Origin of the sequence: Paracidovorax citrulli (genome assembly GCF_900100305.1) — a bacterium.
Classification (GTDB): domain Bacteria; phylum Pseudomonadota; class Gammaproteobacteria; order Burkholderiales; family Burkholderiaceae_C; genus Paracidovorax; species Paracidovorax citrulli.
Map to the genome: position 1 here is coordinate 1 of NZ_FNEY01000023.1, position 25,880 is coordinate 25,880.

Sequence of the window (25,880 nt, forward strand, 5' to 3'; positions counted from 1 at the left end):
CCGCCGCCAGCAGGTCATGCCGCTGCCATAGCCCAGGGACTGCGGTAGGTCTTCCCAGGCGATGCCGGTGTGCAGCACGAACAGGATGCCATTGAAGGCCGCCTCATCGCTCACGGTGCGCTTGCGCGCTCCGCCTTTGGCCGTACGAAGGCTGGGATGAAGGGTTGTAGCTGTCGCCGCAGTTCTTTGCTGACGGGTCTTCTTGCCATGAGGGCGCCAAGCATAACGGCTCTGCACAAGCCTCAGACGGTGCTGTTAGCCGCTCTTAAGCCGTAGGTCAAGTTTTCAAATAACTCAAGATCTACCCCCAATAAAGCCGCAGAGCTGAAAAGGATGGCGCTATCGTAAATGTAGCACCGTCTTTTGTCATTCGGGCTCGAATGTGATGTCTTATGAGACGAGTCCCAGTCTCCCGCATTCCTACGAACACCTTTTCCAGCAATGGCTTTGCAGGCGCGCGCAGCCAGAGTTGAGGACTTCGCCGCAGGCCTGATCCACATCAGTTCGCCGTCATGAGGGCGACGCAGACCGAGCACTGCGCGCGCGCCGCCGATGCAGCGCATAGCCGACCAGCGCACCGACGAGTGCGGAAGCTGGGAGCACCACGAACACAAACACGGCGGCCAGGATGTTGGACCGCTCTTCGCTCAGGGGATAGCCGGCGCCGAAGACGCGGCTGAACGCCGCAGAAGCAAGCACGCCGAGAAGCACGCCCAGGATCACCCCGGCAATGATGTGGAGTATGGCTTTCATGCGAGTTGCCAGAACCATACCGCCTGGGCTTTTTCCATATCCGAAACGTCGCTCAGGATGCTGTGGATCCCGAAACTGCCAATGCGCGCATGGATGCGTAGCCACGAGCCGCGATCGGTTAGCCGGCTACCATTCCAAAGGTCGATGTGGTCCCCCTGCATGCCAGGGCCCCAGTAGTTCTGGAAGAACACCAAACCGGTACGGTTTTTCATGCCGGCGCTGCCCTCCGCACGGCCGAATGCCTGTGCGCCAGTGAACTTTTCGATACTGATCGGCAGGCGCGTCCCGCCGGCCGCCACCCAATTGGCCACCTCTTGCGCTCGGATGGGGTATTTCGTGGCGCCTTGTTGCCAGGACCATGCGCCGCGGAACGTGCGGAAGTCCACGCCGGTACGCATGAGCGCGGCGGAGAAGTTGATGGCACATTGGTTTTCGTAGGCTGCTTTGTCCAGCAGTGGCGCATCGCCTCGCACATTGGGATGGTTTTTCCAGATGTCTTGGAAGTTTGGCATTTGCTTGTCTGCGGAATGAGCAAAAGGCGTGGAGCATGACCTTTGCGATGGGCTGGCCTCCCGCCAGCACTCGGTATTACCGCGGTCATTCCTTACCAAATTCTTACGCAGCAGACTGTGAATTGTTGGGTTTGGAAACAGCGCAGAAGCTTGCGACTTTCCACCCTTCGGCATGCGCCACTCCCTGCCCGCAAGTCTGTCCACCCATCACGGCAGCCTTTCGAGGCGTTTTTACGGCAAGAAATCCTTTCCGACATACAGCCTTCGCCCATGAAAAAAGCCCGCCATGAAGGCGGGCCCGGATGCCCCCGGAGCCGGCGATGCCGGCACCGGCACGCACACCTCAGGACGAGGCAGCGCCTGCGCTAGCGCCAGCGCCGCTGGATGCCGCGGACTTGCGATGGCTCTTGCGGCCAGCCTCGCGGGCTTCTTCCGACGTGAACTGGTGGGCGTTGCCGCTGGCGTGGGCCGCGCGCCCGCCCAGGGACGCGATCTCGCGCTGGCGGGCCGGGTCCATGCCCGCGAACCCCCGCCGGGCCGGACCGGCACGGCGGGCTCCCTGCTTCAGCGCCTCTTCCGCCTGTGCTTGCTTGCCCGTGTCGCGTTCGTTCGTTGGGTCATTGGCCATGTACCGCTCCTCTCAACAAAATGGAAATGGATGGAATTTGCAGTCCGGCGCCGCAGCGGCCGGGCCTACGCAATGACTCAGGGCAATCGGCATGCCCGACGGTGCGGGCGCCGCACCCGGCAAAAAAAGAGCCCGCCTTGGTGGCGGGCTCAAGAGGGGCGCGCCTGGCGGGGCGGCCAGGCAAAAGATACAGGGCAATCGGCGTGCCCTGAAGGCCGGGACCGGTCGCGACCTGCGCGTTCAGCGCGTGGAGGAGGAGTCCGCAGCCGTGCTCTCGTAGGCCTTGAGCTTGTTGTAGAGGGTCTTGAGGCTCACGCCGAGGGCCGCCGCGGCGCGCTCCTTGTGGTTGTCGAAGTGCCGCAGTGTGCGCAGGATGAGCTGCTGCTCCACGTCCGCGATCGAGGTGCCCACGTCCACCCGCAACTGGCCCGCGGATTCGGCACCGTTGTCCTCCACGGGCGCGCGCGCTGCCCGGCCTTCGGGAACGGCCGCGGCATCGGCTTCGGCGCCGTTGGTCGGAAGCCAGTGCGCCGTGATCACATCGCCCTCCGCCATCACGTAGGCACGCTGCATCACGTTGCGCAGTTCGCGCACGTTGCCCGGCCAGCGGTAGCGTTCCAGGCGCTCGAGGGCGGCGGGCTCCAGCCGCTTGGGGCGGCCTTCCTTCTGCCCGATCGCCGCCAGGAAATGGGCACTCAGCAGCCCGATGTCCTCGGCGCGCTCGCGCAGCGGCGGCAACTCGATCGGGAACACGTTGAGCCGGTAGAACAGGTCCTCGCGCAGGGCCCCGCCAGCCACGGCGGACAGGGGATCGCGGTTGGTCGCGGCCACGATGCGCACGTCGGTGGCCCGCTCCACCGTGGAGCCCACGCGCATGAAGGTGCCGGTTTCCAGCACCCGCAGCAGCTTGACCTGCAGCTCCATGGGCATTTCGGTGACCTCGTCCAGGAACAGCGTGCCCCCGTGCGCGCGCTCGAAGAACCCCTGGTGCTGCCGCTCCGCGCCCGTGAAGCTGCCCTTCTCGTGGCCGAAGATCTCGCTCTCCATCAGCTGCGGCGATATCGCCCCGCAGTTGATGGCCAGGAAGGGCTGCGAACGCCGGCGGCTCAGGTCGTGCACCGTGCGCGCCACGAGCTCCTTGCCGGTCCCGCTGTCGCCGGTCACGAACACCGTGACCGAGGTTCCGGCCACGCGCGCGATCTGCTCGTACACCCGCCGCATGCAGGCCGAGCGCCCCACCAGGTGGCCGAACCGGCCGGTATCGTCCACCGTCTTGCGCCAGGATTCGATCTCCGCGGCGATCGCCGCGGGAGGCATCACGCGCGACAGCACGCCGCGCAACTGCGGCAGGCTCACGGGCTTCACGAGGTAGTCGGCCGCGCCGAGGCGCAGCGCCTGGATCGACGTCTCCAGCGTCGCGTGCCCCGTGACCAGCACCACCTGCGTGTTGGAACGCAGCGATTGCTCGTTCATGAACGACAGGCCGTTGCCGTCCGGCAGGTGCAGGTCGAGCAGCACCACGTCCGGCGGCTGCAGCACCATCTTCTTGCGCGCTGCCTCCAGCGTATGCGCCGTGGCGGCGTGATAGCCCTCGGCGCTGCACAGCGCCGCCAGCATGTCCGCCGCATCGGCGTCATCGTCCACGATCAGAGCCAAACCCATGAGTCCTCCAGATGCTTGCCGCAGTGCGGCCGTCCGTGCACCGCGCCAATACAGATGCGTGTGGACTCTGCACCCGTCAAGGCATGCGGTCCATTGCGTTTTGTAATTGTTCCATCGTGATCGGTTTGACAAGGTACTCGTCAAAACCGGCTTTCCGCGCCTTGGAAATGTCCTGCGCCTGGCCGTAGCCCGACACGGCCACCATCCGGCCGGCATAACCTGCCGCGCGTGCGCGCAGCGCGACCTCGTACCCGTCCACTCCCGGCAGCCCGATATCGACGATGGCCACGTCGGGCCGCTCCGCGATGATCAGGACCAGCCCGTCGAGCCCGTCCTCGGCCGTGCGGACCGTGTGCCCCCTGCCGAGCAGGTAGGCATTCACGGAGCGCAGCATGTCCGCATTGTCCTCCACCACGACGATCCGCCGCGACGGGCCGCGCGGGCGCCCGGCCACGGCATCCGATGGCGCGGCGGCAGCGCTGCCGGGCGCCACGCGCGGCCAGCGCACCGTGAACACGGTTCCTTCTGCGGAGGTCGCGACGTCGATGGTGCCGCCGTGCTGCTCCACCAGGTGCTGCACCAGCGTCAGGCCCACCCCGAGCCCGCCGTCCTGCCGGTCCAGCATGCGCTCGCCCTGGCGGAACAGATCGAAGATGTGCGGCAGCAGATCCTCGTCGATGCCGTCCCCTCCGTCCGCCACGCTCAGCACGGCCTCGTCGCCGGAGCAGGCCACGCTCACGTCGATGCTGCGGCCCTCGGGCGTGTACTTGATGGCGTTCTGCAGCAGGTTCACGATCACCTGCTCGATGCGCGTCGCGTCGCCGTTGATCCACGCCGGCTGCAGGTCGAACGTCCAGGCGTGACGCTGCATCGTGCCGCCGACGTACAGCGACTCGCGCACGCTGCGCACCCGCTCGGCCAGGTCGGTGGGCCGGCGCGCGAGCACGGCGCTGCCGCGCAGCACGCGGCTGACGTCCAGCAGGTCGCGCATCATGCTGGCCAGGTGCTGGGTCTGCCGCTGGATGATGCCCAGGGCCTGGCTGGTCGTCTCGGCCCCGCCCGCACCGGTGGAAAGCACGTCGGACGCCGCCGCGATGGCCGCCAGCGGATTGCGCAGCTCATGGCTCAACATGGTCAGGAACTCGTCCTTGGCACGGCTGGCCGCTTCCGCCTGCCGGCGTGCCGCCTGCTCCTGCTCGGACTGCAGCGCGCGTCGGCGCTCCGCGTTCTTCTGCTCGGTGACGTCCACCGTGATACCCACGACCTGTTCCGGGCGCCCGCCGGTCCCGTAGCGCAGCAGCAGCCGGCTGGACAGCCAGCGGGGCGCCTCGTCGGGCGCGGCGGCGATGCGGTATTCCAGTTGCGCCCTGGCGCTGCGGGTGCGCAGGGCCCGGGCCAGGGATCGCCGCAGCCTCGCGCGATCGTCCGCATGCACGAGGGCGCTCCAGGCCCTGAGCCCCGGGGGCGGCGCCCTGCCATCCGGCGGAGGGGCCGCGGGATCGCGCCCGAAAAGCCCCTCCTGCCCCGCGGTCCAGACGAGTTCCGACGGGCGGAAACGGTACTCGAAGAATCCCACGTAGCCCGCCTCGCAGGCCAGGTCGATCAGGCTCTGCTTTTCCTGCCGCTTGCGGTCCGCGGCCAGCCAGAGCGCCATCACCTGCAGCAGTTCGGTGATGTCCGTCACCGCGCTCAGGGCGCCGCGCGGCCTTCCCTGCTCGTCGAGCAGCGGCACGGCGCTCGCCACGACCGACATGGGTGCGCGCCCCGGCACGCGGATCTCCAGCTCCATGGGCCCGACGGGCTGCGCCAGGCGGCATGCCAGCATCAAGGGCTGCTCCTCAGGCGCGAGTTCCTTTCCGCCGCGAAAGATCCGGGCCGGCGTCTCCCGGCTATCCTCGTCATCCGCCACGCCCAACAGGCCCCGCATCACGGGATTGAGCACCACATGGCCGCAATGCGCCCCATCGGCGAATGCCAGCCCGATGGGCGTGTTCTCGAACAGGGCCTCGAATTCCGCGGCCTTGGCCTGCAGCCGCTGCCGCGTGGTGGCATCGCGCCGCTGCGCGGTCCAGAGCGCATCGCGCAGCAGGGCGATCTCCCGCACGGGAATGCGCATGGAAGGCGGCAGGCGCTGGGCCCGCGCCAGCATCTGCAGCGGCTGGGCGATGCGCCATGCCAGCAGGAACGCCAGCGCCACGCCCAGCACCAGGCAGGCTCCCATGGTGGCGATCGCGGACAGCACGGTGGCGCGCTCCGCCGCCTCGATGGGCACCGCGGGCGCGCCCACGCTCACCTGCCAGCCGTAATGCGCGACGGGCCGCCATGCGGCCACCGCGGGCTCGGCGATGCCGTCATCGCCCATGCGGGCCTGCACGCGGTCCACCCCCGTGGGCAGGAGCTGCCGGCCACGGGCCAGATGGCCCGCCGCGGCCACGACGTTCTGGCGGGCATCCACCAGCGCGATGAAGCCCCCCTCCGGCGGGGCGGAAGTGGACAGCAGCCGCTGCCATGCGTGCGCATCCATGCGCGCGCCGAGCACATGGCCATCCGCGCCCGCGAGGCGCACCGGCACGACCAGCGCCACCTCGGCCCGGGCGGAGTCCACGGGGGCGGACTCCGAAAGCGCCGCGCGTTGCTCCGACGAGGCTTTGCGCGCCAGCGCCTCGATGGCCGCGTCCTGCGCAGGATCGCCCTCAGGCCGGGCGGTGTCGAACACGATGCGTCCGTCGGCCGTCGCGAGGAACACGCTGTGCCACTGGGGCTTCATGGGCGGCCGCTGGCGCAGCCAGCGCTCGAGCGCGGAGGGCTGGCCGGACCGCAGCGCATCCGTGCGCTCCAGCGCCAGCAGCGCATCGACTGTGGAGGCCATGTCCAGCGTCACGGTCTGCGCCAGTCCGGCCGCGCTGTGGCCCAGCACGGACTGCAGGCGGCTGCGCGCCTGCACGAGGTCCGCCGAAACCTTGTAGGTCAGCAGCAGGGCGATGGGCAGCGTCGCGGCCAGGATCATCGCCACCAGATAGGTCCGCAGCGACGCGGAGGGCCAGGCACGCTCGGACCAGCCGGGCAGCCCCCGGGTCCGTCCGGAGTCCCTCCGCGCTTCCATGATGTCCGCATCCACGTCGGGGCCGGAGGGCGGAAGCGATGATTCGGTGTGTTGGGCCATGCAATAGTTTCCGCAATTAATACCGTCCCGCAGCAGCGTCCGGCGCCAGGACGGCGCGTTCACCGCATCTGCGCAACCGCATTGCAATCCGCGCTCCCCGCCGGCCGTCCACAGTTACAGGAGTTCGCTTGGCGGTCTGCCGGATTGTTGCAAAGGTATCCATACGTACACTGTCGGACAAAGGCGGCATGGTGTTTGCACGAAGCATTGGAAGGCCACACATGGCTGGCCTGCCCGAGGAACCTTTCGTCCGATGCCGACACTCGCTCTTGGAGCCCGACAGACCCAGACCCCGCACCTTTCGCCCCGCCTCCAGAAGGCTGTGCAATTGCTGCAGATGCCGACGGCGGAGTTCATCCAGAGCGTGATGGCTGCCGTGGACGAGAACCCGTTCCTCGAGGAAGACGAGGCGGCGGCACCTGCTGCCCCCGGCCCGGAAGAGGGGCCGGCCTGGACCGCGGCACCGGGCTCCCGGTCGCCCCAGGCCGGCAGCGGCGACGGCCTGTCCATGCTGGACCGCGAACCGGCGACGGCCACGCTGCAGGAACACCTGCACTCGCAGTTGCGCCTGCTGCGCCTGCCCGACCGCGCCTTTCTCCTGGCGAGCCTGGTGGTCGAAGAGTTGTCCGATGACGGCTACCTGCTGGCCTCCCTGGACTCCCTCTGCAGGGACTACGGCGTGGAGCCGGAGGCCACGGCCGAGGAGCTGGACGCCGCGCTGCGCACCGTGCAGTCCCTGGAGCCCGCGGGCGTGGGTGCGCGCGACCTGCAGGAATGCCTGCGCCTGCAGCTGCCCGCAGTCGCCTGCCCGCTGCAGCGTGCGCTGTGCGATGCGGTACTGGCCAGGGCGGCGGAAGGGTCCGGGCCGCAGGCCATGCGGCAGCTGGCGGCACGCCTGGATGTACCCGCGCATGCCGTGCGCGAGGCAATGGAGCGGCTGCGGCACCTCGACCCCCACCCGGGATGGCGGCACGGGTCCCAGCCGGTGCAGTACATCATGCCCGATGTCATCGCGCACAAGGCCCGCGGGCAGTGGACCGTCTCGCTGAACGAGGCCGTCATGCCGCGCGTGCGCATCCATCGCCAGTACCAGCAGTTGCTTCAGTCGCCGGCCGATGCGCCGGACGGGCCGGCGCCCGCTCCGGAAGACACCGGAGCGCGCAACGCGCACCGCGATCTGGCGGCGCAACTGGCCGAGGCGCGCTGGACCGTCCGCCATGTGCAGCAGCGCTTTTCCACCGTGCTGGATGTCGCCAGGGCGATCCTGCGCCGGCAGCCCCACTTCCTGGAATACGGCCCCATCGGCATGCGACCGCTGGCGCTCAAGGACATCGCGGAAGAATTGGGGGTGCATGTCTCCACCGTATCGCGGGTGACGAACAACAAGTACCTGCAGACGCCGTTCGGCTTGTTCGAACTGAAGTACTTCTTCTCCCGCGCCATGACCACGCCGGCAGGGCGGGACAGTTCGCCCACCGCCATCCGCGGGCTCGTGCAGGAAATCCTGGCGGCGGACGACGGCCAGCGGCCGCTCTCCGACGTGGACATCGCACGGCAGCTCGAGCGCCAGGGTATCCGCATCGCGCGCCGCACGGTGACCAAGTACCGGCAGCAACTGCGCATTCCGCCCGCAGAGCAGCGTGCCGCGGCGCGTCCCTGAAGCTGCAGGCGCCTCCGCGGCCGCAAGGGGCCCCCGGCAGCGGGGACGGCCCATAATCACCGGCGCACCATGCCGTTCCTCCGCAGCGCCCTCGCCGTCCGCCGATTCGTGCTCGCCTGCTTTCTGTGGGCGATCGCCGCGTCGGGCGCGTCCCCGCTGGTGCTCTCCGCCGCCCCCCTGGACCGCATCTGCTCGGCGGACGGCTCCGCGCGATGGGTCACCGTGCCCGCGGCGGCCCCTGGCGAGCCGGCACCGCAACCGCACGCCCATGCGCTGGATTGCCCCGCATGCCTGCCCACGGGACTGCCCCCGCCCACGGTGGTGGCCGGTGCATTCCAGCACGACTTCCTGCCCGCGGCACGCCCCGCCGGCCGGCAGAACCCGCATCCCGCCTGCCCTGCCGCCGGACATCTGCCGGCCAGGGGGCCGCCTGGATGCATGCGCTCCGGAGCCTGACGCGCTCCAGCCCCCCTGCCCTGCAGGCTTCCCATCCGGGCGCTGCGCTGCGCCCCCTCTGAACGGACATCATCCATGAAACGCATTCTTTCCTCTTCCCTGATCGCCATCGCCACCCTGTCCAGCCTGTCCGCGCACGGCCAGACCGCCACCGTCCAGGACGCCTGGGTCCGGGCCACCGTGCCCCAGCAAAAGGCGACCGGCGCCTTCATGAAGATCACCGCCGCCAGGCCGATGAAGCTCGTCGGCGTGAAGTCCCCCGCGGCCCCCGTGGCGGAAATCCACGAAATGCGGCTGCAGGACAACGTCATGAAAATGCGGCCCGTGGACAAGCTCGACCTTCCGGCGGGCCAGGCCGTGGAACTCAAGCCCGGCGGCTACCACGTCATGCTCATGGACCTGGCCAAGCCGGTGAAGGCGGGCGATACCGTGCCCCTGCAGCTCGTGCTGGAAGGCCCGGACGGCCAGCGCCAGACGGTGGACGTGCAGGCTCCCGTGCGCGCCCTGGGCACGACCGGGAACAATGCCCCGGCGCAGGACGCCCCCGCCCATGCGGGCCATGGCGCGCACCAGCACTGACGCCCGGGAGACGCAGGCCGGCCCCGGGCCTGCGGCGGCGCCCCGATAATGGAAATCGCCCGCCTGCCGGTGCTCCGCACCGTGCGCGGGCCGGCCCGACAGCCCCCATCCCCCCTGCTTCCGCCATGAATCCAGACGCCCACCATCTCTGGCGCGCCCCGCGCTGGACCCTCGCCGTCCTGCTGGCCGTGCTGGGCATGCTGGGGCCGTTCTCGATCGATACCTACATACCGGCGTTCTCGGGCATCGCGGCGGCGCTGGGCGCCACGCCGGTCGAGATGCAGCAGACGCTGTCGGCCTACCTGTTCGGCTTCGCGTTCATGACGCTGTTCCACGGTGCCCTGTCCGACAGCTTCGGGCGCAGGCCGGTGGTGCTCTGGGGCATCGCCGTGTTCACGCTGGCTTCCGCGGGCTGCGCACTGTCGCAAAGCATCGGCCAGCTGGTGCTGTTCCGCGCGCTGCAGGGCCTGTCGGCCGGCGCGGGCATCGTGGTTTCGCGGGCGGTGATCCGCGACATGTTCCCGCCCGCCCAGGCCCAGCAGGTGATGAGCCAGGTCACCATCTATTTCGGCGTGGCGCCGGCCATCGCCCCCATCGTGGGCGGCTGGCTATTCGTCCATGCGGGCTGGCACAGCGTGTTCTGGTTCCTCACCGGCGTGGGGCTGCTGCTCTGGATCGCCAACTACCGCCTGCTGCCCGAGACGCTGCATGCGGACCACCGCCAGCCCTTCAACGCCCGCCACCTGCTGCAGGGCTACTGGCAGCTGGGCTCCAGCCCGCGCTTCCTGCTGCTGGCGCTCGCCAGCGGCGTGCCGTTCAACGGCATGTTCCTCTACGTGCTCGCGGCCCCCGCCTTCCTCGGCGAGCACCTGCACCTTTCGCCCACGCACTTCTTCTGGTTCTTCATACTGACCATCTCGGGCATCATGGGCGGCGCCTGGCTCAGCGGCCGCCTGGCCGGCCGCATCGCGCCCAAGCGCCAGATACGGCACGGCTTCCTCATCATGTTCATCATGTCCCTGCTGAACCTGGCGGCCAATGCACTGTTCACGGCCCACGTCTCGTGGGCGCTGCTGCCCATCGCGGTCTTCGCCTTCGGATGGGCGCTGATGGTGCCGGTCGTCACCCTGCTCGTGCTGGACCTGTACCCCGAGCGCCGCGGCATGGCCTCGTCGCTGCAGGCCTTCGTCGGCTCCACCGCCAACGGCCTGGTGGCGGGCGTGGTGGCCCCGCTGGTGATGCACTCCACCCTGCTGCTGGCCTGCGCGTCGCTGGCGATGATGTGCGTGGGCCTGGTGGCCTGGGTCTATCTGCACCACCGCTGGCCGGACATCGGCCGCGTGGCCACCGCCGCCTGAAGCAGGCGCGGCCTGCCGCACCGTGGCAGCTTCGTGCGCCCATGCTCGCGGCCGGAGGTGCCCGCGTCAGCTGCGGCGGCGCTCCAGCCCGGCCTGCTGGTAGTAGCGCAGCTTCTCCGCGTACATGGCCTGGTCGGCGCGGTGCACGGCCCCCTCGACCTGGTCGCCCGTGGCCGCGATGGCGGTCCCGATCGCCAGGCTCAGCGGCTTGCCGGGATAGAACTGGTTGTTGAGCTCCAGCAGCGATGCGATCCGGTCGGTGACGGCCTGTGCGCCGCGCTCGTCGCAGGCCGGCAGCAGCAGGGCGAATTCATCGCCGCCGATGCGCGCGGCGCAGTCCGGGGAGTCCACCGCCTTGAGGAGCACCTCGCCCACGCGTCGCATCATCGCATCGCCGGCCGCATGGCCGTACTCGTCGTTGATGGCCTTGAGCCCGTTCATATCCACCACCACCGCCACCGGCCAGGGGCCCTTGCGGACGAGCCGGTTCATTTCCTCCATGTAGAAGGCGCGATTACGCAACTGGGTGAGCACATCGTGCTTGCCGAGGTACTCCAGATAGGCCTCCGCCTTCTTGCGCGCCGTGATGTCCACCAGCGACAGCAGCACCATGGACCAGTCATGCCTGCGTTCGTCCAGCACGGCGAACTGCATGTGGATATACACCGGCTCGCCCGAGAGGCTGTAGTTCACGACCTCGCGCTGCTGCGCCAGCCGGCCGTCCCACAGGTCGAGCAGCTGCTCGGCGAAGGACTCGGCCATCTCCCCGCGGAACACCTTGCCGATCTGCTGGAGCAGTTGCTCCTTGCTGTCGGCGCCGAACATCTCCAGCGTCTGCTGGTTCACGTCGATGACGCGGATCTCCTGCATGCAGCGCGTGACGAACTCCGGATGCACCTTCAGGAACGTCTTGAAGTCGCGGATGCCCTGCGCGCGCACGTCGTCGAGCAGGCGCTTGACGCAGCTGAAGTCCTCCACCCACAGCGATACCGGCGAATGCTCGAACAGGCCGCGCGCGTATTGCTCGCTGCGCAGCAATGCCGTGCCGGAGCGGATCTGCTCGGTGTTGTCCTCGAGCGAAATCAGCACGCGGTCCCAGCGGTCCTCATGGCCCGGCAGGATGCGGCCGCGGATGTGCACATCGAGACGGCGGCCGTCGAGCGCGTAATTGACCGTCTGGTTGGAGAACTCCAGCGAACCGGACCACAGTTGCCGCAGCTCGGAGATCGCCTGCTCGAACATGTCGCCGCGGAACACCTGGTCCAGCGAAGCCAGCAGCGTGGCTTGGTCGGGCGCCGCGAACAGCTCCAGCGTGCGCCGGTTCACCTGGAGCACCTTCAGGCTCGCGCCGTACTGCTGCATCCGCGCGGGGTCCTCCCGCACGTAGGCCTCGGCATCCACCACTCCCTCGCTGCGCCAGGCGTCGAGCAGCGACTTCAACGCGCTGAAGTCCTCCAGCCACAGCGACACCGGGGCCAGGTCGAACATGTGTTCAAAATCGTTCTCCGACGAGGGAGGAAAGGTCATTTTTCGGAGAACTCCGTGCGTATGGGCCCTGGGGAGATGAATTATCGGACGCACCCGCGTCCGGCAAGCCCCACGCCGTGGCATGGACGAAAAAAAGCCAGCCTCGAGGGCTGGCCTTTGCGGTCATGCGGACCTCAGCGCGCCGGACGCGCCGGGCGCTTGCGCGCATCGTGCGGCGCGAACGACGGCTTGCCGCCACCCGCCCCGGGTTTGGCGAAAGCCGGCTTGCGGGGAGCGAAATCACCGCCCCGGCCACCGCCCTCGCCACGGCCGCCGCCGAAGCCGCCACGCGCCGGCTCGCCGAAGCCCTGCTTGCGGCCATAGCCCTCGCCGTCGCGGCGCGGGCCGAAGCCACGCTGGTCATCGCGCGGAGCAAAGCCCCGCTGATCCTCACGGGGTGCGAAACCGCGCTGATCGTCCCGGGGAGCAAAGCCCCGGCCGTCATCGCGGCCGCGGCCATGGCGGTCGCCGAATCCACCCCGGCCGCCACCTGCGGAACGGCGATCGCGGAAGCCGCCGCCGTCACGGCCGCGGCCGCCGAACTCGGAGCGCGCCTGCGGAGGACGCTGCTGGGGCTCCAGCCCCGGAATCACTTCGGCCTTGAACGGCTGCTTGCTGTAGCCCTCGATGTCGAAGATCTTGCGGCGATCGCGGAACTCCGCGAACGTCACCGCCAGGCCGTCGCGGCCGGCGCGGCCCGTGCGGCCGATGCGGTGGGTGTAATCCTCGGCCTTCATCGGCAGGCCGAAGTTGAACACGTGGGTGATGGTCGGCACGTCGATGCCGCGGGCCGCCACATCGGTGGCCACGAGGATCTGCACCTGGCCATTGCGCAGCGCCATCAGGCGCCGGTTGCGCAGGCCCTGGCTGAGGGCACCGTGCAGCGCCACGGCGGAAAAGCCATCCTGCTGCAGGTCGTTGGCCAGGCCATCGCACTCCACCTGCGTGCTGGCGAACACCACCGCCTGGTTGATGGAGGTGTCGCGCAGCCAGTGGTCCAGCATCTTGCGCTTGTGCTGCGCGTTGTCGGCCCAGAACAGCACCTGCTTGATGTTGGCGTGCTTTTCCTGCGGGGAATCGATCTGCACCTTCTTCACCGAGGCGCCGCCGTCATGCATGACGCGCATCGCCAGCTGCTGGATGCGGGGCGCGAAGGTCGCGCTGAACATCATCGTCTGCTTGCGCTGGCTGGTGAGTTCATTGATTTCGGCGAGGTCGTCGGAGAAGCCGAGGTCCAGCATGCGGTCGGCCTCGTCCACCACCAGGAACTGCACCTGGTCGAGCTTGATCTGCATCGAGCGCTGCAGGTCCAGCAGGCGGCCGGGCGTCGCCACCACGAGGTCGGCGTTCTGCAGCTTGGCGATCTGCAGCTGGTAGGGAATGCCGCCCACCACGTTCGCCACGCGCAGGCCGCGGCAATGGCGCACGAGTTCGATCGCGTCGTGGGCCACCTGCTGGGCGAGTTCGCGGGTGGGGCACAGGACCAGGGCGCCGGGGGTGGCCGCCTTGAAATGGCGCGGGTTGGTCGGGTCCTTGCGCTTGGCGCGCTTGGGAGCAGGCTCGCCGCGGGCAGCCGCTTCGGCCACTGCCGCCTCGTATTCAGCACGGGCGGCCGCCTGGGCCGCGGCCTGCTGGCCGATCAGCGTGTGCAGCACGGGCAGCAGGAACGCCGCCGTCTTGCCGCTGCCGGTCTGGCTGGACACCATCAGGTCGATGAACTTGCCGGCGTCGGCACCGGCACCCATGGCCAGGGGAATGGCGCGTTCCTGCACGCCCGTGGGCTGGGTGTAGCCCAGGTCGGCCACGGCCTGCACGAGTTCGGGGGCGAGGCCCAGTTCGACGAAGCCGTTGGGGGCCGCCGGGGCTTGGGGCGCAGCCGCGTCAGCAGCCGTGTCCGTGGCCAGGGCCTCAGGCGCCACGGCTGCTTCGGTTGCGGCCACGGAAGAGGAATCTGCAGGCGCGAAAGCGCCCTGCACTTGCAAAGTGTCGGTCATGTCTATGTTTCTCACACGAAGACGAACGCAGGCAAAGAGGCCTGCGCGGGCTCCGTCAATGGTTAAAAAACATCAACCATTCAACAGAACCGGCGCCCGGTGTGTCGGGGCAGGTGAGCATTGGTGCGGAAGATCATGCAGCGAACCTGGAAGATTCGCCGCCGTCCGCGGCCCGGTGTGAAGGGGAGATGCGCAAATCGCGCGGACCGGAAGTTGCATCCGATGTTTTTCCGCGCAAGCCTGCAATTATCGCACGATTCGGGTTTTCCCGCAAACGGCCGCGGTCAGGGCACCAGCAGGTGCTTGCGGTAGTGCGCCAGTTCCTCGATGGATTCGTGCACATCGGCGAGCGCGGTGTGCTTCTGCGCCTTCTTGAAGCTGGCGTACACCTCGGGCTTCCAGCGCCGGGACAGCTCCTTGAGGGTGCTCACGTCCACGTTGCGGTAATGGAAGAACGCCTCCAGCTTCGGCATGTAGCGCACGAGGAAACGCCGGTCCTGGCCGATGCTGTTGCCGCACATGGGTGCCACGCCCTTGCGCACATACCGCGCGAGAAATTCCAGGATGGCCTGTTCGGCCTCGGCCTCCGTGACCGTGGAGGCCCGCACCTTCTCGATGAGACCGCTGCGACCGTGCGTGCCCTTGTTCCAGGCATCCATGCCGTCGAGCAACGCATCGGACTGGTGGATGGCGAACACCGGCCCCTCCACCCGCGGCTCCAGTTCCGGGCCGGTGACCACGACGGCGATCTCCAGCAGGCGATCCTTCTCGGGATCGAGCCCCGTCATCTCGCAGTCGAGCCAGACGAAGTTCAGGTCGGATTTGGGAAGGACGGGAGGGACGGAGACGGGTGCGGTATCGGACATGGCCCGGATTGTCTCCCAGGCGGAACGCCCCTGCCGCCGCGATGCCGGTCCGCGAAGCCCTAAACTCCCGGTACATGCCTCCCGCCCCCGATACCGCCTCCTACTTCACCACGCCCGCCGGCCTGCTGACCGCGGCCTTCGCCCTGCTGCTGGCCGCCGGCCTGCTGGTGCGCTTCTGGCTGGCGTCCCGGCAGATCCGGCACGTCGCGCGCCACCGCGGCACCGTCCCGGAGCCGTTCGCAGGGCGCATCCCCCTCGCCGCCCACCAGAAAGCCGCGGACTACACCATCGCCAGGGCCCGGCTGGGCATGCTGGAAGCCGCCCTGGGCGCTGCCGTGCTGCTGGGCTGGACGCTGCTGGGCGGACTGAACGCGCTCAACCAGGCGCTGCTGTCCGTGCTGGACGGCGGCATGGTGCAGCAGATCGCATTGCTGGCGGCGTTCGCGCTGGTGAGCGGGCTCATCGACCTGCCCCTCGCGGCCTACCAGACCTTCGTGCTCGAAGAGCGCTTCGGCTTCAACAAGACCACGCCGCGCCTCTGGCTGAAGGACCTGGCGCAGTCCACGCTGATGGGCGCCGTGATCGGGCTGCCGCTGGCCGCGCTGATCCTCTGGCTCATGGGGGCCGCGGGCGCCCTGTGGTGGCTCTGGGCCTGGGGCGCCTGGGTGGCTTTCAGCCTGGCGCTGATGGTGATCTATCCGCTGTTCATCGCGCCGCTCTTCAACCGCTTCCAGCCGCTGGAGGACGAATCCCTCAAGGCCCGCGTCACGTCGCTCATGCAGCGCTGCGGCTTCGCGGCCAAGGGGCTGTTCGTGATGGACGGCAGCCGGCGCAGCGCCCATGCCAACGCGTACTTCACGGGCTTCGGGGCCGCGAAGCGGGTGGTGTTCTACGACACGCTGCTGCGCCAGCTCGGGCCGGACGAGGTCGAAGCCGTGCTCGCGCACGAACTCGGCCACTTCAAGCACCGCCACATCGCCAAGCGCATGGCGGGCGTGTTCGCGATGGCACTGCTCGGTTTCGCGCTGCTGGGCTGGCTTTCGGGGCAGACTTGGTTCTACGAAGGCCTGGGCGTGCAGCCCGCCGCCCTGCTCCCGGGCCAGCCGGCGGGCTCGGCCTCCAACGACGCGCTGGCGCTGCTGCTGTTCCTGCTGGCCACACCCGTGCTGACCTTCTTCGTCTCGCCGGTTTTCGCCCAGTTGTCGCGCCGCGACGAATTCGAGGCGGATGCCTATGCCATGGCGCAGGCCGAAGGCAGCGCCCTCGCCTCCGCACTGCTCAAGCTCTACGAGGACAACGCCTCCACGCTCACGCCGGACCCGGTGTACGCGGGGTTCTACTACTCCCACCCGCCGGCCGGCGAACGGCTGGCCCGCATGCCCCTTCCCCAGCCATCGACATGACCTCTTCTTCCATGCTCACCAAGAAAGACTGGTCCGCCCACGCACGCCGTGCGCTCAGCCCCACCGAAATCGTCACGCGCCTGGCGGACCTGCAGGGCTGGGCCCTGAGCGGCGACGGCGCCGCGGTCGCGATCGAGAAGACCTACCGTTTCGCGAACTACTACGAGACCATCTCGTTCGTGAACGCCGTCGCCTTCATCGCGAATGCACAGGACCACCACCCGGACCTGTCCGTGCATTACGACCGCTGCGTGGTTCGCCTCAACACCCATGACGTGAAGGGCATCTCCACCACCGACCTCGAATGCGCCGCGCGCTTCGACGCGCTGCTGGCGGCCTCCGAATGACGACCCGACCGGCGACCCATGTCTGAGCGCTCCGGCCCCCTCGAAGGCCTGGTGGTGGCCAGCCACGGCCGGCACTGCCTCGTCGAGAGCCCCGACGGCGCGCGGCGCATCTGCCATCCGCGCGGCAAGAAGAGCCAGGCGGTGGTCGGCGACCGCGTGCTCTGGCAGGCCCCGCCGCCCGGCCAGGGCGACGAAGGCACGATCGAGAAAGTGCTGGAGCGCCGCAACCTGTTCTACCGGCAGGACGAGATCCGCACCAAATCGTTCGCCGCCAACCTGGACCAGGTGCTGATCCTCATCGCCGCCGAGCCGGTGTTCTCCGAAAGCCAGCTCGCGCGGGCGCTGATCGCGGCGGAAGCCGAACGCATCGCCCCGGTCATCGCCCTCAACAAAAGCGACCTGGTCGAGCCCTTCGAGCGGGCCTGGGCACGGCTCTGGCCTTACCGGCACATGTGCGGCGACGGCGCCGGGCGGCACCACTACCAGGTGCTGCCGCTGTCGCTCACCCACTCGGCGGAGGTGGACCATGCAGCGCTGCGCAAGCAACTGCAGGGCAAGACCACGCTGGTGCTCGGACCCTCCGGATCGGGCAAGAGCACGCTCATCAACCTGCTGGTGCCGCATGCGTCGGCCGTGACGGGAGAAATATCCCAGGCGCTCAACTCGGGCAGGCACACCACCACCACCACCACGTGGTACTGGGTGGACCCGCAGGACCGCACCACCGCCCTCATCGACTCCCCGGGCTTCCAGGAATTCGGGCTGCACCACATCGGTGCCGCGGACCTGGCCCGGCTCATGCCGGACATCGGCCAGCACGCGGGCGAGTGCCGCTTCTACAACTGCACCCATCTGCACGAGCCCGGCTGCGCCGTCATGGCGCACGTGGACGAGCCCGATGCCTCGCCGGTACCGGGTTCGCGCCGCATCGGCGCGAACCGCTACCAGATCTACCGCCAGCTGTACGAGGAACTGAGCACGCACCGCCACTGGTGAGCAATGCAGCGGAGGGCCGGCGCCCGGGGCGGCGCCCCGGCTTCAGCCGAGCAGGCGGGCCAGGGTGAGCAGGGCGAGCAGCAGCATCCACACCACGACAGAGCGCCATACCAGGCCCACGACGCCGCGCAGGTGGGCCACTTCGGGCTCCCTGCCCGGGGTGCTGTCGCCGCCGGCCGGCCCGGGCTCGGGCGGCAGGAGGCCCTCGCCCAGCGCGTCCTGCCGTGCCTGCAGGACTTCGCCGCCGAGGCGCACATTGATGGCACCGGCGGTGGCCGCCAGGATCACGCCGTCGTTGTCATTGGGAAAATGCTGCGCATGGAAGCGCCAGCCGTCGATGGCTTCCTCGAAGCTGCCCACCACGGCGAAGCTGAGGGCCGTGAGGCGCGCGGGCAGCCAGTCCACCACCGTCCAGGCCTGGGCGGAGGCGCGCTGCAGCGGCTCGCTGCCGGGATGCACGAGGCTGGCGCCGCGCCCGCCCGCCTTCCAGTAGCGCGACACGAATTCCGCGAGCCGGTAGAACACCGCGCCCGCGGGGCCGAGGCCCAGTGCCGCCAGGATGGAGAACCAGGCCAGCACCCCGAAGACATGGCGGTGCGCCGCGATCACGGAATACTCGATCACGTGCCGCACGATCTCGCTGCGCGGCAGCAGGCCCACGTCCACCTGCTGCCAGGCGGCCAGGCGGGCCCGGGCGGCGTCCTCGTCGCGCTCTTCCAGCGCATCCCGGATGTTCGTGAAGTGGTGGCTGAACTGCCGGAAGCCCAGCGTGAGATAGAGCACGGCGATGCTCCACACCACGGCGGCCGGCCAGCCGATGGCCACCATCAGCAGCCAGTGCACGCCCAGCACGGCCAGCGACGGCACGCACACCGCGAGGGTCCATGCCACCCAGCCATGGTGCGGCTTGCCCGCATCGAAATTGCGGCTCACGGACAGCGCCCACGCGCGCACGCCGGCATGGATCGGGTTGCTGCGGGCCAGCGGGCGGGCCTGCTCGATCAGCAACGCCATGAGGATGGCAAAGAAGCTCATGCCGGCAATCATACTGGGCCGTAACCACAGGAAACATTGCGGCCGACCCGCTACCGGCACGCCGCCGGCTCAGGCCAGCAGGAAGCGGTAGAAATTGCGCAGCATGCCCGCCGTGGCACCCCAGATGAAGTGGTCCTTGCCCGTCGCCGGATCGGTGTAGGGCATGGAGAACCACTCGCGCAGGGCACCGCCGATGTCGAGGGCATGGCGCCGGTGGTTCGACGGGTCCAGCAGGAAGGCCAGCGGCACCTCGAAGATATCGGCCACTTCATAAGGATTGGGTTGGAAGCTGCCTTCCGGTTGGACCAGCGCCACCACGGGCGTGACGAGGAAGGCCGTGCCGGTGGCATAGACGGGCAGCGTGCCCAGCACCTCCGCCCTGCCGCTGTCGAGGCCCACTTCTTCGCGCGCCTCGCGCAGCGCGGCGGCAGCGGCGTCCGCATCGCCCGGATCGACGCGTCCGCCCGGGAAGGCCACCTGCCCCGAATGGTTGGACAGATGCGCGGTGCGCTCCGTCAGCAGCACGGTCGGCTCATCGCGCAGCATGATCGCCAGCAGCACGGCCGCATCGCGCGGCGCGCGGGTCGTCATGGCCCTCTCGCGCAGCACGTCGGGCGTCCAGGACGGCGGCGCGGCGAAGCGCCGGCGCAGCGCCTCGGGCGCCCACGCAGCGGCCGGCACGGCGGGCAGGTGGGCGTCCGTCCCCAGCACCGGAACCGTCCGGGGATCGAATCCTGGCAGGGCCGTCAGCGGCCCGGCAGTGGCTGCGGCCGCGGTGGATGGGGAAGAGGACATGCGTCGGGTCCTACGGCGTGGGCAGATAAATGCGCGCGCCCGGGGGCGCAGCGCGGCGGCCAAGAAAAAAGCCGCTACAGGACCCTGTAGCGGCTTCGGATGCCAGAGCGGCGGCCCGGCCTCAAGCGGCGGTGGCGGCAGCCTTGTTGACGCGCGAAGGCAGCTTTTCCTTGATGCGCGCGGACTTGCCGGAACGGTCGCGCAGGTAGTACAGCTTGGCGCGGCGGACGTCGCCGCGGCGCTTCACTTCGATGCTGGCGATCAGCGGGCTGTAGGTCTGGAACGTACGCTCCACGCCTTCGCCGCTGGAGATCTTGCGCACGGTGAAGCCGCTGTTGAGGCCACGGTTGCGCTTGGCGATCACCACGCCTTCGTAGGCCTGCACGCGCTTGCGGTTGCCTTCCACCACGTTCACGCTCACGATGACGGTGTCGCCGGGCGCGAATTCGGGGATGGTCTTGTTCAAGCGGGCGATTTCTTCCTGCTCGAGGGTCTGGATCAGATTCATTGTTGATTTCCTTGCGATCATGGCCGCGCCAGGATTGGCAGGCGTCGGGATTGACGCATGGTGCTGAAAGGCCGCCCCGGCAGCCCTGCGGCTGCGAAAAGGAAGCGTCCGCCAGCGGCCGGACAGAGGATCGGAAAGCCCGCCATTATAGCAAGCCGTTCAGTTTCGCCAAGACGGCTTCGTCCGCGCGGTCGAGGCGCCCCGCCGCGCGCGCGGCCTCGACCAGGTCCGGCCGGTGCCGCGCCGTCACGGCAAGCCGCTGGTCGCGCCGCCAGCGCTCGATCTGCGCATGGTGGCCGGACAGCAGCGCGGCGGGCACCGCCTGCCCCTGCCACGACTCCGGACGGGTGTAGTGCGGACAGTCCAGCAGGCCGTCCAGCGCTGCATTGAAGCTGTCTTCCTGGTGGCTGCCGGCATCGTTCAGCACGCCGGGCTGCAGCCGCGCCACCGCGTCGAGCAGCGCCATGGCGGGGATCTCGCCGCCGGAGAGGACGAAATCCCCCAGGCTCAGCTGCACGTCCACATGGGCATCGACGAACCGCTGGTCCACGCCCTCGTAGCGGCCGCACAGCAGCACTGCGCCGTTGCCGGCGGCCCAGCCCGCCACGCCGTCATGGTCCAGCCTGCGCCCGATCGGCGAGAACATCACCAGTGGCGCCACGGCCTCGGGTGCCTCGCCGCGGTCCGCGCGGATGGCCCGCAGGCAGCGCTCGAGCGGCTCGGCCATCATGACCATGCCCGGCCCTCCGCCGAAGGGGCGGTCGTCCACGCGGCGGTAGTTGCCCTCCGCGTAGTCGCGCGGGTTCCAGAAGCGCACGTCCACGAGCCCGGTGGCATAGGCCCGTCGCGTCACGCCGCTGGCGAGAAACGGCGTGAACAGCTCCGGGAACAGCGTGATGACGTCGAAACGCATGGCGGCTCAGTAATGCGGCTGCCAGTCCACCACGATGCGGCGCCCGGCGATGTCCACCCGATCGACGAAGGCGGACACGAAGGGAATCATGCGCTCGCCCTCCTTGCCGCCCTCCTGCGGGAACGACAGCACCAGGGTCGTCTGCGGCCCCGTGGCGAGCAGTTCGCGCACGGAGCCCAGCGCGACGCCCTCGCGGTTGACCACTTCCAGGCCGATGAGATCGACCCAGTAGTACTCGTCCTCGGCCGCCGTGGGAAAGCTCGAGCGGGGCACGAAGATGCGGGCGCCCCGCAGGGCCTCGGCGGCGTCGCGGTCGTCCACGCCCTGGGCCTGCGCGACGACGGAGTCGGAATGCTCGCGTGCCTGGCGGATGGGCAGCAGCACGGTTCCCGTGAAAAAGCTCTTCGCGCCCTTCTCGCTGGGCTGCAGGTACCACCGCTTGGAGGAAAACAGCGCTTCGGGATCGGCGCTGTAGGGCAGCACCTTGAACCAGCCCTTGACGCCCCAGGCGTCCGCGATGCGCCCTACTTCCACCGCGTCGGCGGGCAGGTCGGCGGGATCGAGGATGGGAAGGGCGGGCATGGCGAAAAAAGGGATGAAAAGAAAAAAAGCGGGCTCCGTTTGCCGTGGCAACGGAGCCCGCCTCGTTCCGGGAAGATGGATCTCCCGGCTCGACGACCGAGGATCAGGCGGCGACGGCCTTCTTGGCGGCCTGCTTGATCAGACGATCGACGGTGTCGGACGTCTGGGCGCCCACGCCCTTCCAGTACGTCAGGCGGTCCTGGGCGATGCGCAGACCCTCTTCGCCTTCCTTGGCGGTGGGGTTGTAGAAGCCCAGGCGCTCGATGAAGCGGCCATCGCGGCGCACGCGCTTGTCGGCAACGACGATGTTGAAGAACGGACGGCCCTTGGAGCCGCCGCGGGAGAGTCGAATCACGACCATAATGAATCCTTCGGGTGGGTGACAGCAAAATCTGTCGAGGTTTTGCGGCGTTTGAGACACGCGACATGGCCACCCGGCCAGCGACACGCTGCAAAGCCCGCGATTATATCCACATCCCGACGTATGCCCAATATCCGCCCGAGCCGCGACGAAGATCTTCCCGCCATCACCGCCATCTATGCCCACCATGTGCTGCACGGCACGGGCACCTTCGAGACCGATCCGCCCAGCGCCACCGACATGGCGGCGCGGCGGGCGGACGTGCTGGCGCGCGGCCTGCCCTACCTGGTGGCCGAGGAACAGGAAGAAATCCTCGGGTTCGCCTACGCCAACTGGTTCAAGCCGCGCCCGGCCTACCGCTTTTCCGCGGAAGACTCGATCTACGTGGCGGACGCGGCCCGTGGGCGCGGCGTGGGCCGGCTGCTGCTGGATGCGCTGTGCGGCGCTGCCGAGGCCGCGGGCGTGCGCAAGCTGCTGGCGGTGATCGGCGACTCCGCCAACGCCGGCTCGGTCGGCGTGCACCGCGCCGCCGGCTTCACCGAAATCGGGGTGATGCGCTCGGTCGGCTGGAAGTTCGGTGCGTGGCGCGACGTGGTGCTCATGGAAAAGCCCCTCGGCGCCGCGGACACCACGGCACCCGAATGACCCCGGACCGGCACGCACCGATGGCCCGCCCCCGCGGCAAAAGCAAGACGGTCGCCGCGTGGCTGGCCTTCCTCGGGGGTCCGCTCGGCCTGCACCGCTTCTACCTGCACGGCTTCGGCGACCTGATCGGCTGGATGCTGCCGATTCCCACGGCGCTGGGCATCCACGGCATCCAGCGGGTGCAGCAGTTCGGGCAGGACGACCACCTGAGCTGGATGCTGATCCCCCTGCTGGGCTTCACGATCGCCGGATGCGCGCTGCGGGCGATCCTTTATGGCCTCATGGCACCGGAGCGCTGGAATGCGCGCTTCAACCCGGGCAGCGCAGCCGACGCACCCGCCGGGCGCACCCGCTGGGCGACGGTGTTCGCGATCGCGCTGTCGCTGATGCTCGGCACGGCGGTGCTCATGGCGAGCATCGCGTTCAGCTTCCAGCGCTATTTCGAATACCAGATCGAAGAGGCACGCAAGATTTCGCAGTGAGGCGGCGCCGCGGCGCCCGGATCAATACAGCTGCAGGCTGATCCAGTAGGCAATCGCGGCCACGAAGGCGCTGGCGGGAATCGTGAGGATCCACGCCCAGACGATGTTGCCGGCCACCCCCCAGCGCACGGCGCTTGCGCGCTGGGTGGAGCCCACGCCGACGATGGCGCCGGTGATGGTGTGGGTGGTGGACACCGGGATGCCGAGGGTGGTGGCGAGGAACAGGGTCATCGCCCCGCCCGTCTCGGCACAGAAGCCGCCGACGGGCTTGAGCTTGGTGATCTTCTGGCCCATCGTCTTCACGATGCGCCAGCCGCCGAACATGGTGCCCAGGCCGATGGCCAGGTAGCACGCGACGATGGTCCAGGTCGGCGGCGCGGTGTCCGAGGCAGAGGCATGCCCGGTGGCGATCAGCAGCAGCCAGATGATGCCGATCGTCTTCTGCGCGTCGTTGCCCCCGTGGCCCAGGCTGTAGGCGCCGGCGGAGAGCAGCTGCAGGCGGCGGAACCACTTGTCCACCTTGCTGGGCCGGGAGCGGCGGAAGATCCACGCCACGGCCACCATCATGAGGGAGCCGAGCAGGAAGCCGAGCAGCGGCGACACGAAGATGAACGCCACGGTCTTGAAGATGCCTCCGGAAATCAGCGACCCGATGCCGGCCTTGGCGATCACCGCCCCCACGATGCCGCCGATCAGCGCGTGCGAGGAGCTGCTGGGGATGCCGTAGTACCAGGTGATGACGTTCCAGGTGATGGCACCCACCAGCGCGCCGAAGATCACATGGGTGTCCACCACCCCGGGCTGCACGATTCCCTTGCCGATGGTGGCGGCCACGCTCAGGTGGAAGATGAAGATCGCGATGAAGTTGAAGAACGCGGCGAAGATGACGGCCTGCGTGGGCTTGAGAACGCCGGTGGAGACGACGGTCGCGATCGAATTGGCGGCGTCGTGGAACCCGTTCATGAAATCGAACAGGATGGCGAGCGCGACCAGGAGGGCGACGACCCACAGGGCGGTTTGTACGGTTTCCATGCTTTGAGCGCTTGCGTCCGCCGCGGATCAGGAGTTCTCGAGGATGATGCCCTCGATGTGGTTGGCCACGTCCTCGCACTTGTCGGTGATGGTTTCCAGCAGCTCGTAGATGGCCTTGAGCTTGAGCACCTCGCGCACGTCGGGCTCTTCGCGGAAGAGCTTGCTCATGGCGCTGCGCATGACGCGGTCGGCGTCGCTTTCCAGGCGGTCGATTTCCTCGCAGGTCTTGAGCGCCGCCTCGGCCACGCCCGGATCGGCGATCTTCTCCAGCAGCTTGACGGCATCGCGCAGCCGCTCGCAGCACTTCAGGCTCAGGTCCGTCAGTCGGCTGATCTCTTCGGTCATGTGGCGCACGTCATAGAGCGCCATGGTTTCGGCCGAATCCTGGATCAGGTCGGCCACGTCGTCCATCGTGTTGATGAGCGAATGGATCTGCTCGCGGTCGATCGGCGTGATGAAGGTCTTGTGGAGCGTGCGGTTGACCTCGTGCGTCACGCGGTCCGCAGCCCGCTCGGCGTTGTCCACGTCCTGGTTGTACTTGTCGCGCAGGTGCGGGTCGTTGTAGTTGGCGACCAGTTGGGAGAAGGCCCTCGCAGCCTCGACGATGCGGTCCGCATGCTGGTTGAACATCTCGAAAAAATTGCCCTCGCGGGGCAACAGCTTTCCAAACAACATGGGGGGACTCCTGGACGACTGGCAGGCATGCGCCACCTGCGGCGTGGCCGCGATTGTGACGAAATGGTGACGATTTCAAGAAAGGCGCGAGTTTAACCGCGACCGGGATGCCGATCCGATCCCGGCAGATGCCGCCCGATGCGCCGCGTTGCGCCAATGCACACGCGCCTTGTGAGCGCACTCCTACAGACGCCGGACGCGAGTGCCCACAAACCTCATGCGCCACGGCCCTTCCAATGGGCCCAAGGCCCGTCCGCGGGCCGAGGTGCAGCCTCCGATCCTGCCACCACCGCCCGTCTGTCCTCCACCATAAGGAAAACCCATGCACACACCGAACCGTTCCCTCCGGCTGTTGTCCTGCGCCCTCGCCCTCGCCTGCGGCACCATGGCCGCCCATGCCCAGGCCGGCCGCGCGACCGGCAACTCCTTCATCCCCGCCACGCAGCAGGGCTATATCGGCCTGAACGCCGGCCAATCCAAATACGACCTGCGCAATGGCACGAGCCCCTTCGATTTCGACGACAGCGACACCGGCTGGAAGCTCTACACGGGCGGCTTCTTCCATCCCAATGTCGGGGTGGAGTTCGGCTACCTCAATTTCGGCAAGGCCACCCGCCTCGGCGGGGACACCAAGGCACAGGGGCTGAACTTCAGCCTGGTGGGCCGTGCACCGATCAGCGAACAGTTCGACATCTTCGGCAAGCTCGGCACGACCTACGGCCGCACGAAAACCTCCGGCAATCCCGGTTTCGGCGTGGCCACGGGGGACGACAGCGGCTTCGGCCTGTCCTATGGCGCGGGCGTGCGCTGGGCGTTCAATCCCCAGTGGGCCGCCGTGCTGGAGTGGGAGCGCCACCGCCTGCATTTCGCCGACGGCAAGTCGGATGTGGACATGACGACGATCGGCGTGCAGTACCGGTACTGATCCATCGCCCTCCCCTCGGAAAC

The 25,880-nt window shown here is 68.6% G+C and carries 26 protein-coding genes and 1 pseudogene; 10 read left to right on the top strand and 17 right to left on the bottom strand.

The window, feature by feature from the left end; all coding sequences use genetic code 11:
• The 6 genes and pseudogenes from BLR99_RS15220 to BLR99_RS15245 form a co-directional block, all read right to left on the bottom strand.
• Positions 1 to 224: pseudogene (locus BLR99_RS15220) on the bottom strand (transposase); the annotation flags it as partial.
• A 286-nt stretch (positions 225 to 510) separates the two neighbouring features.
• A complete protein-coding gene (locus BLR99_RS15225) occupies positions 511 to 753 on the bottom strand; it encodes a hypothetical protein (protein WP_011795033.1) in 243 nt (80 codons plus the stop codon).
• A complete protein-coding gene (locus tag BLR99_RS15230; RefSeq protein ID WP_011795032.1) occupies positions 750 to 1,265 on the bottom strand; it encodes a type VI secretion system amidase effector protein Tae4 in 516 nt (171 codons plus the stop codon). The genes BLR99_RS15225 and BLR99_RS15230 overlap by 4 nt, the downstream gene beginning before the upstream one ends.
• 343 nt (positions 1,266 to 1,608) lie before the next feature.
• Positions 1,609 to 1,893 carry a KGG domain-containing protein gene (locus BLR99_RS15235; protein ID WP_011795031.1) on the bottom strand — a complete coding sequence of 95 codons (285 nt, stop codon included), beginning with the start codon at positions 1,891 to 1,893 and terminating at the stop codon, positions 1,609 to 1,611.
• Between the two features lie 240 nt (positions 1,894 to 2,133).
• Positions 2,134 to 3,555: a sigma-54-dependent transcriptional regulator gene (locus tag BLR99_RS15240; protein WP_011795030.1), complete on the bottom strand. Its 1,422-nt coding sequence runs from the start codon at positions 3,553 to 3,555 to the stop codon at positions 2,134 to 2,136.
• Between the two features lie 76 nt (positions 3,556 to 3,631).
• Entirely contained in the window at positions 3,632 to 6,718 is a 3,087-nt protein-coding gene (locus BLR99_RS15245; RefSeq protein ID WP_116212405.1) for a hybrid sensor histidine kinase/response regulator, read from the bottom strand.
• Between the two features lie 253 nt (positions 6,719 to 6,971).
• On the opposite strand from BLR99_RS15245, the gene rpoN reads away from it, so the two are divergent.
• The 4 genes from rpoN (at position 6,972) to BLR99_RS15265 (ending at position 10,771) form a co-directional block, all read left to right on the top strand.
• On the top strand, positions 6,972 to 8,378 hold the full coding sequence (gene rpoN / locus BLR99_RS15250) for an RNA polymerase factor sigma-54 (RefSeq protein WP_046059730.1): 1,407 nt from the start codon (positions 6,972 to 6,974) through the stop codon (positions 8,376 to 8,378).
• A 69-nt stretch (positions 8,379 to 8,447) separates the two neighbouring features.
• The gene (locus BLR99_RS15255; RefSeq protein WP_046059731.1) at positions 8,448 to 8,834 is read left to right on the top strand and encodes a hypothetical protein; all 387 of its coding nucleotides are present in this window, start codon (positions 8,448 to 8,450) and stop codon (positions 8,832 to 8,834) included.
• 75 nt (positions 8,835 to 8,909) lie between these two features.
• Positions 8,910 to 9,413 carry a copper chaperone PCu(A)C gene (locus BLR99_RS15260; RefSeq protein ID WP_046059732.1) on the top strand — a complete coding sequence of 168 codons (504 nt, stop codon included), beginning with the start codon at positions 8,910 to 8,912 and terminating at the stop codon, positions 9,411 to 9,413.
• Positions 9,414 to 9,538: 125 nt separating this feature from the next.
• The gene (locus BLR99_RS15265) at positions 9,539 to 10,771 is read left to right on the top strand and encodes a multidrug effflux MFS transporter (protein WP_017439143.1); all 1,233 of its coding nucleotides are present in this window, start codon (positions 9,539 to 9,541) and stop codon (positions 10,769 to 10,771) included.
• A gap of 66 nt (positions 10,772 to 10,837) precedes the next feature.
• On the opposite strand, the gene BLR99_RS15270 is transcribed toward BLR99_RS15265, so the two are convergent.
• The 3 genes from BLR99_RS15270 to orn all read right to left on the bottom strand — a co-directional run bounded on the left by BLR99_RS15270 (position 10,838) and on the right by orn (position 15,158).
• On the bottom strand, positions 10,838 to 12,298 hold the full coding sequence (locus BLR99_RS15270) for a sensor domain-containing diguanylate cyclase (RefSeq protein ID WP_074687342.1): 1,461 nt from the start codon (positions 12,296 to 12,298) through the stop codon (positions 10,838 to 10,840).
• A gap of 134 nt (positions 12,299 to 12,432) precedes the next feature.
• Complete coding sequence (locus tag BLR99_RS15275; protein ID WP_046059734.1) at positions 12,433 to 14,292, bottom strand: DEAD/DEAH box helicase; 1,860 nt, start codon at positions 14,290 to 14,292, stop codon at positions 12,433 to 12,435.
• Between the two features lie 284 nt (positions 14,293 to 14,576).
• Positions 14,577 to 15,158 (bottom strand): oligoribonuclease, encoded by a 582-nt coding sequence (gene orn, locus BLR99_RS15280; RefSeq protein ID WP_011795022.1) that lies wholly within the window; start codon positions 15,156 to 15,158, stop codon positions 14,577 to 14,579.
• Positions 15,159 to 15,232: 74 nt separating this feature from the next.
• Here orn and BLR99_RS15285 point away from each other — a divergent pair, with 74 nt between their 5' ends.
• From BLR99_RS15285 to rsgA, 3 genes are read left to right on the top strand one after another with little or no spacing between them, the layout of a single operon-like run.
• Positions 15,233 to 16,561, top strand: coding sequence for a M48 family metallopeptidase (locus tag BLR99_RS15285; protein WP_048857508.1), 1,329 nt, complete (start codon positions 15,233 to 15,235; stop codon positions 16,559 to 16,561).
• A complete protein-coding gene (locus tag BLR99_RS15290) occupies positions 16,558 to 16,908 on the top strand; it encodes a 4a-hydroxytetrahydrobiopterin dehydratase (RefSeq protein WP_011795020.1) in 351 nt (116 codons plus the stop codon). Before BLR99_RS15285 ends, BLR99_RS15290 begins: the two co-directional genes overlap by 4 nt.
• An 18-nt stretch (positions 16,909 to 16,926) precedes the next feature.
• A complete protein-coding gene (gene rsgA, locus BLR99_RS15295) occupies positions 16,927 to 17,904 on the top strand; it encodes a ribosome small subunit-dependent GTPase A (RefSeq protein WP_017438703.1) in 978 nt (325 codons plus the stop codon).
• 42 nt (positions 17,905 to 17,946) lie between these two features.
• Here the strand turns inward: rsgA and BLR99_RS15300 are convergent, their stop codons facing one another.
• From BLR99_RS15300 to rpsP, 6 genes are all read right to left on the bottom strand, one after another.
• Complete coding sequence (locus tag BLR99_RS15300) at positions 17,947 to 18,939, bottom strand: CobD/CbiB family protein (protein WP_041827929.1); 993 nt, start codon at positions 18,937 to 18,939, stop codon at positions 17,947 to 17,949.
• Positions 18,940 to 19,008: 69 nt separating this feature from the next.
• On the bottom strand, positions 19,009 to 19,734 hold the full coding sequence (locus BLR99_RS15305) for a CoA pyrophosphatase (protein ID WP_011795017.1): 726 nt from the start codon (positions 19,732 to 19,734) through the stop codon (positions 19,009 to 19,011).
• Positions 19,735 to 19,855: 121 nt separating this feature from the next.
• On the bottom strand, positions 19,856 to 20,242 hold the full coding sequence (rplS, locus tag BLR99_RS15310) for a 50S ribosomal protein L19 (RefSeq protein WP_011795016.1): 387 nt from the start codon (positions 20,240 to 20,242) through the stop codon (positions 19,856 to 19,858).
• A 145-nt stretch (positions 20,243 to 20,387) separates the two neighbouring features.
• Positions 20,388 to 21,155: a tRNA (guanosine(37)-N1)-methyltransferase TrmD gene (gene trmD / locus BLR99_RS15315; RefSeq protein ID WP_046059736.1), complete on the bottom strand. Its 768-nt coding sequence runs from the start codon at positions 21,153 to 21,155 to the stop codon at positions 20,388 to 20,390.
• A gap of 6 nt (positions 21,156 to 21,161) precedes the next feature.
• Complete coding sequence (rimM, locus tag BLR99_RS15320; protein ID WP_017439237.1) at positions 21,162 to 21,737, bottom strand: ribosome maturation factor RimM; 576 nt, start codon at positions 21,735 to 21,737, stop codon at positions 21,162 to 21,164.
• Between the two features lie 103 nt (positions 21,738 to 21,840).
• Positions 21,841 to 22,098, bottom strand: coding sequence for a 30S ribosomal protein S16 (gene rpsP, locus BLR99_RS15325; protein ID WP_017439238.1), 258 nt, complete (start codon positions 22,096 to 22,098; stop codon positions 21,841 to 21,843).
• Positions 22,099 to 22,221: 123 nt separating this feature from the next.
• On the opposite strand from rpsP, the gene BLR99_RS15330 reads away from it, so the two are divergent.
• Together BLR99_RS15330 and BLR99_RS15335 are read left to right on the top strand one after the other, a co-directional pair.
• Positions 22,222 to 22,743, top strand: coding sequence for a GNAT family N-acetyltransferase (locus BLR99_RS15330; RefSeq protein ID WP_041827346.1), 522 nt, complete (start codon positions 22,222 to 22,224; stop codon positions 22,741 to 22,743).
• 20 nt (positions 22,744 to 22,763) lie between these two features.
• On the top strand, positions 22,764 to 23,225 hold the full coding sequence (locus BLR99_RS15335; RefSeq protein WP_017438184.1) for an NINE protein: 462 nt from the start codon (positions 22,764 to 22,766) through the stop codon (positions 23,223 to 23,225).
• Positions 23,226 to 23,246: 21 nt separating this feature from the next.
• Here the strand turns inward: BLR99_RS15335 and BLR99_RS15340 are convergent, their stop codons facing one another.
• Both BLR99_RS15340 and BLR99_RS15345 read right to left on the bottom strand, forming a co-directional pair.
• On the bottom strand, positions 23,247 to 24,257 hold the full coding sequence (locus tag BLR99_RS15340) for an inorganic phosphate transporter (RefSeq protein WP_011795010.1): 1,011 nt from the start codon (positions 24,255 to 24,257) through the stop codon (positions 23,247 to 23,249).
• A gap of 27 nt (positions 24,258 to 24,284) precedes the next feature.
• Positions 24,285 to 24,932, bottom strand: a complete 648-nt coding sequence (locus tag BLR99_RS15345) for a DUF47 domain-containing protein (protein WP_011795009.1) — start codon at positions 24,930 to 24,932, stop codon at positions 24,285 to 24,287.
• Between the two features lie 322 nt (positions 24,933 to 25,254).
• On the opposite strand from BLR99_RS15345, the gene BLR99_RS15350 reads away from it, so the two are divergent.
• The gene (locus tag BLR99_RS15350; RefSeq protein WP_011795008.1) at positions 25,255 to 25,857 is read left to right on the top strand and encodes an outer membrane beta-barrel protein; all 603 of its coding nucleotides are present in this window, start codon (positions 25,255 to 25,257) and stop codon (positions 25,855 to 25,857) included.
• Positions 25,858 to 25,880: the final 23 nt, after the last annotated feature.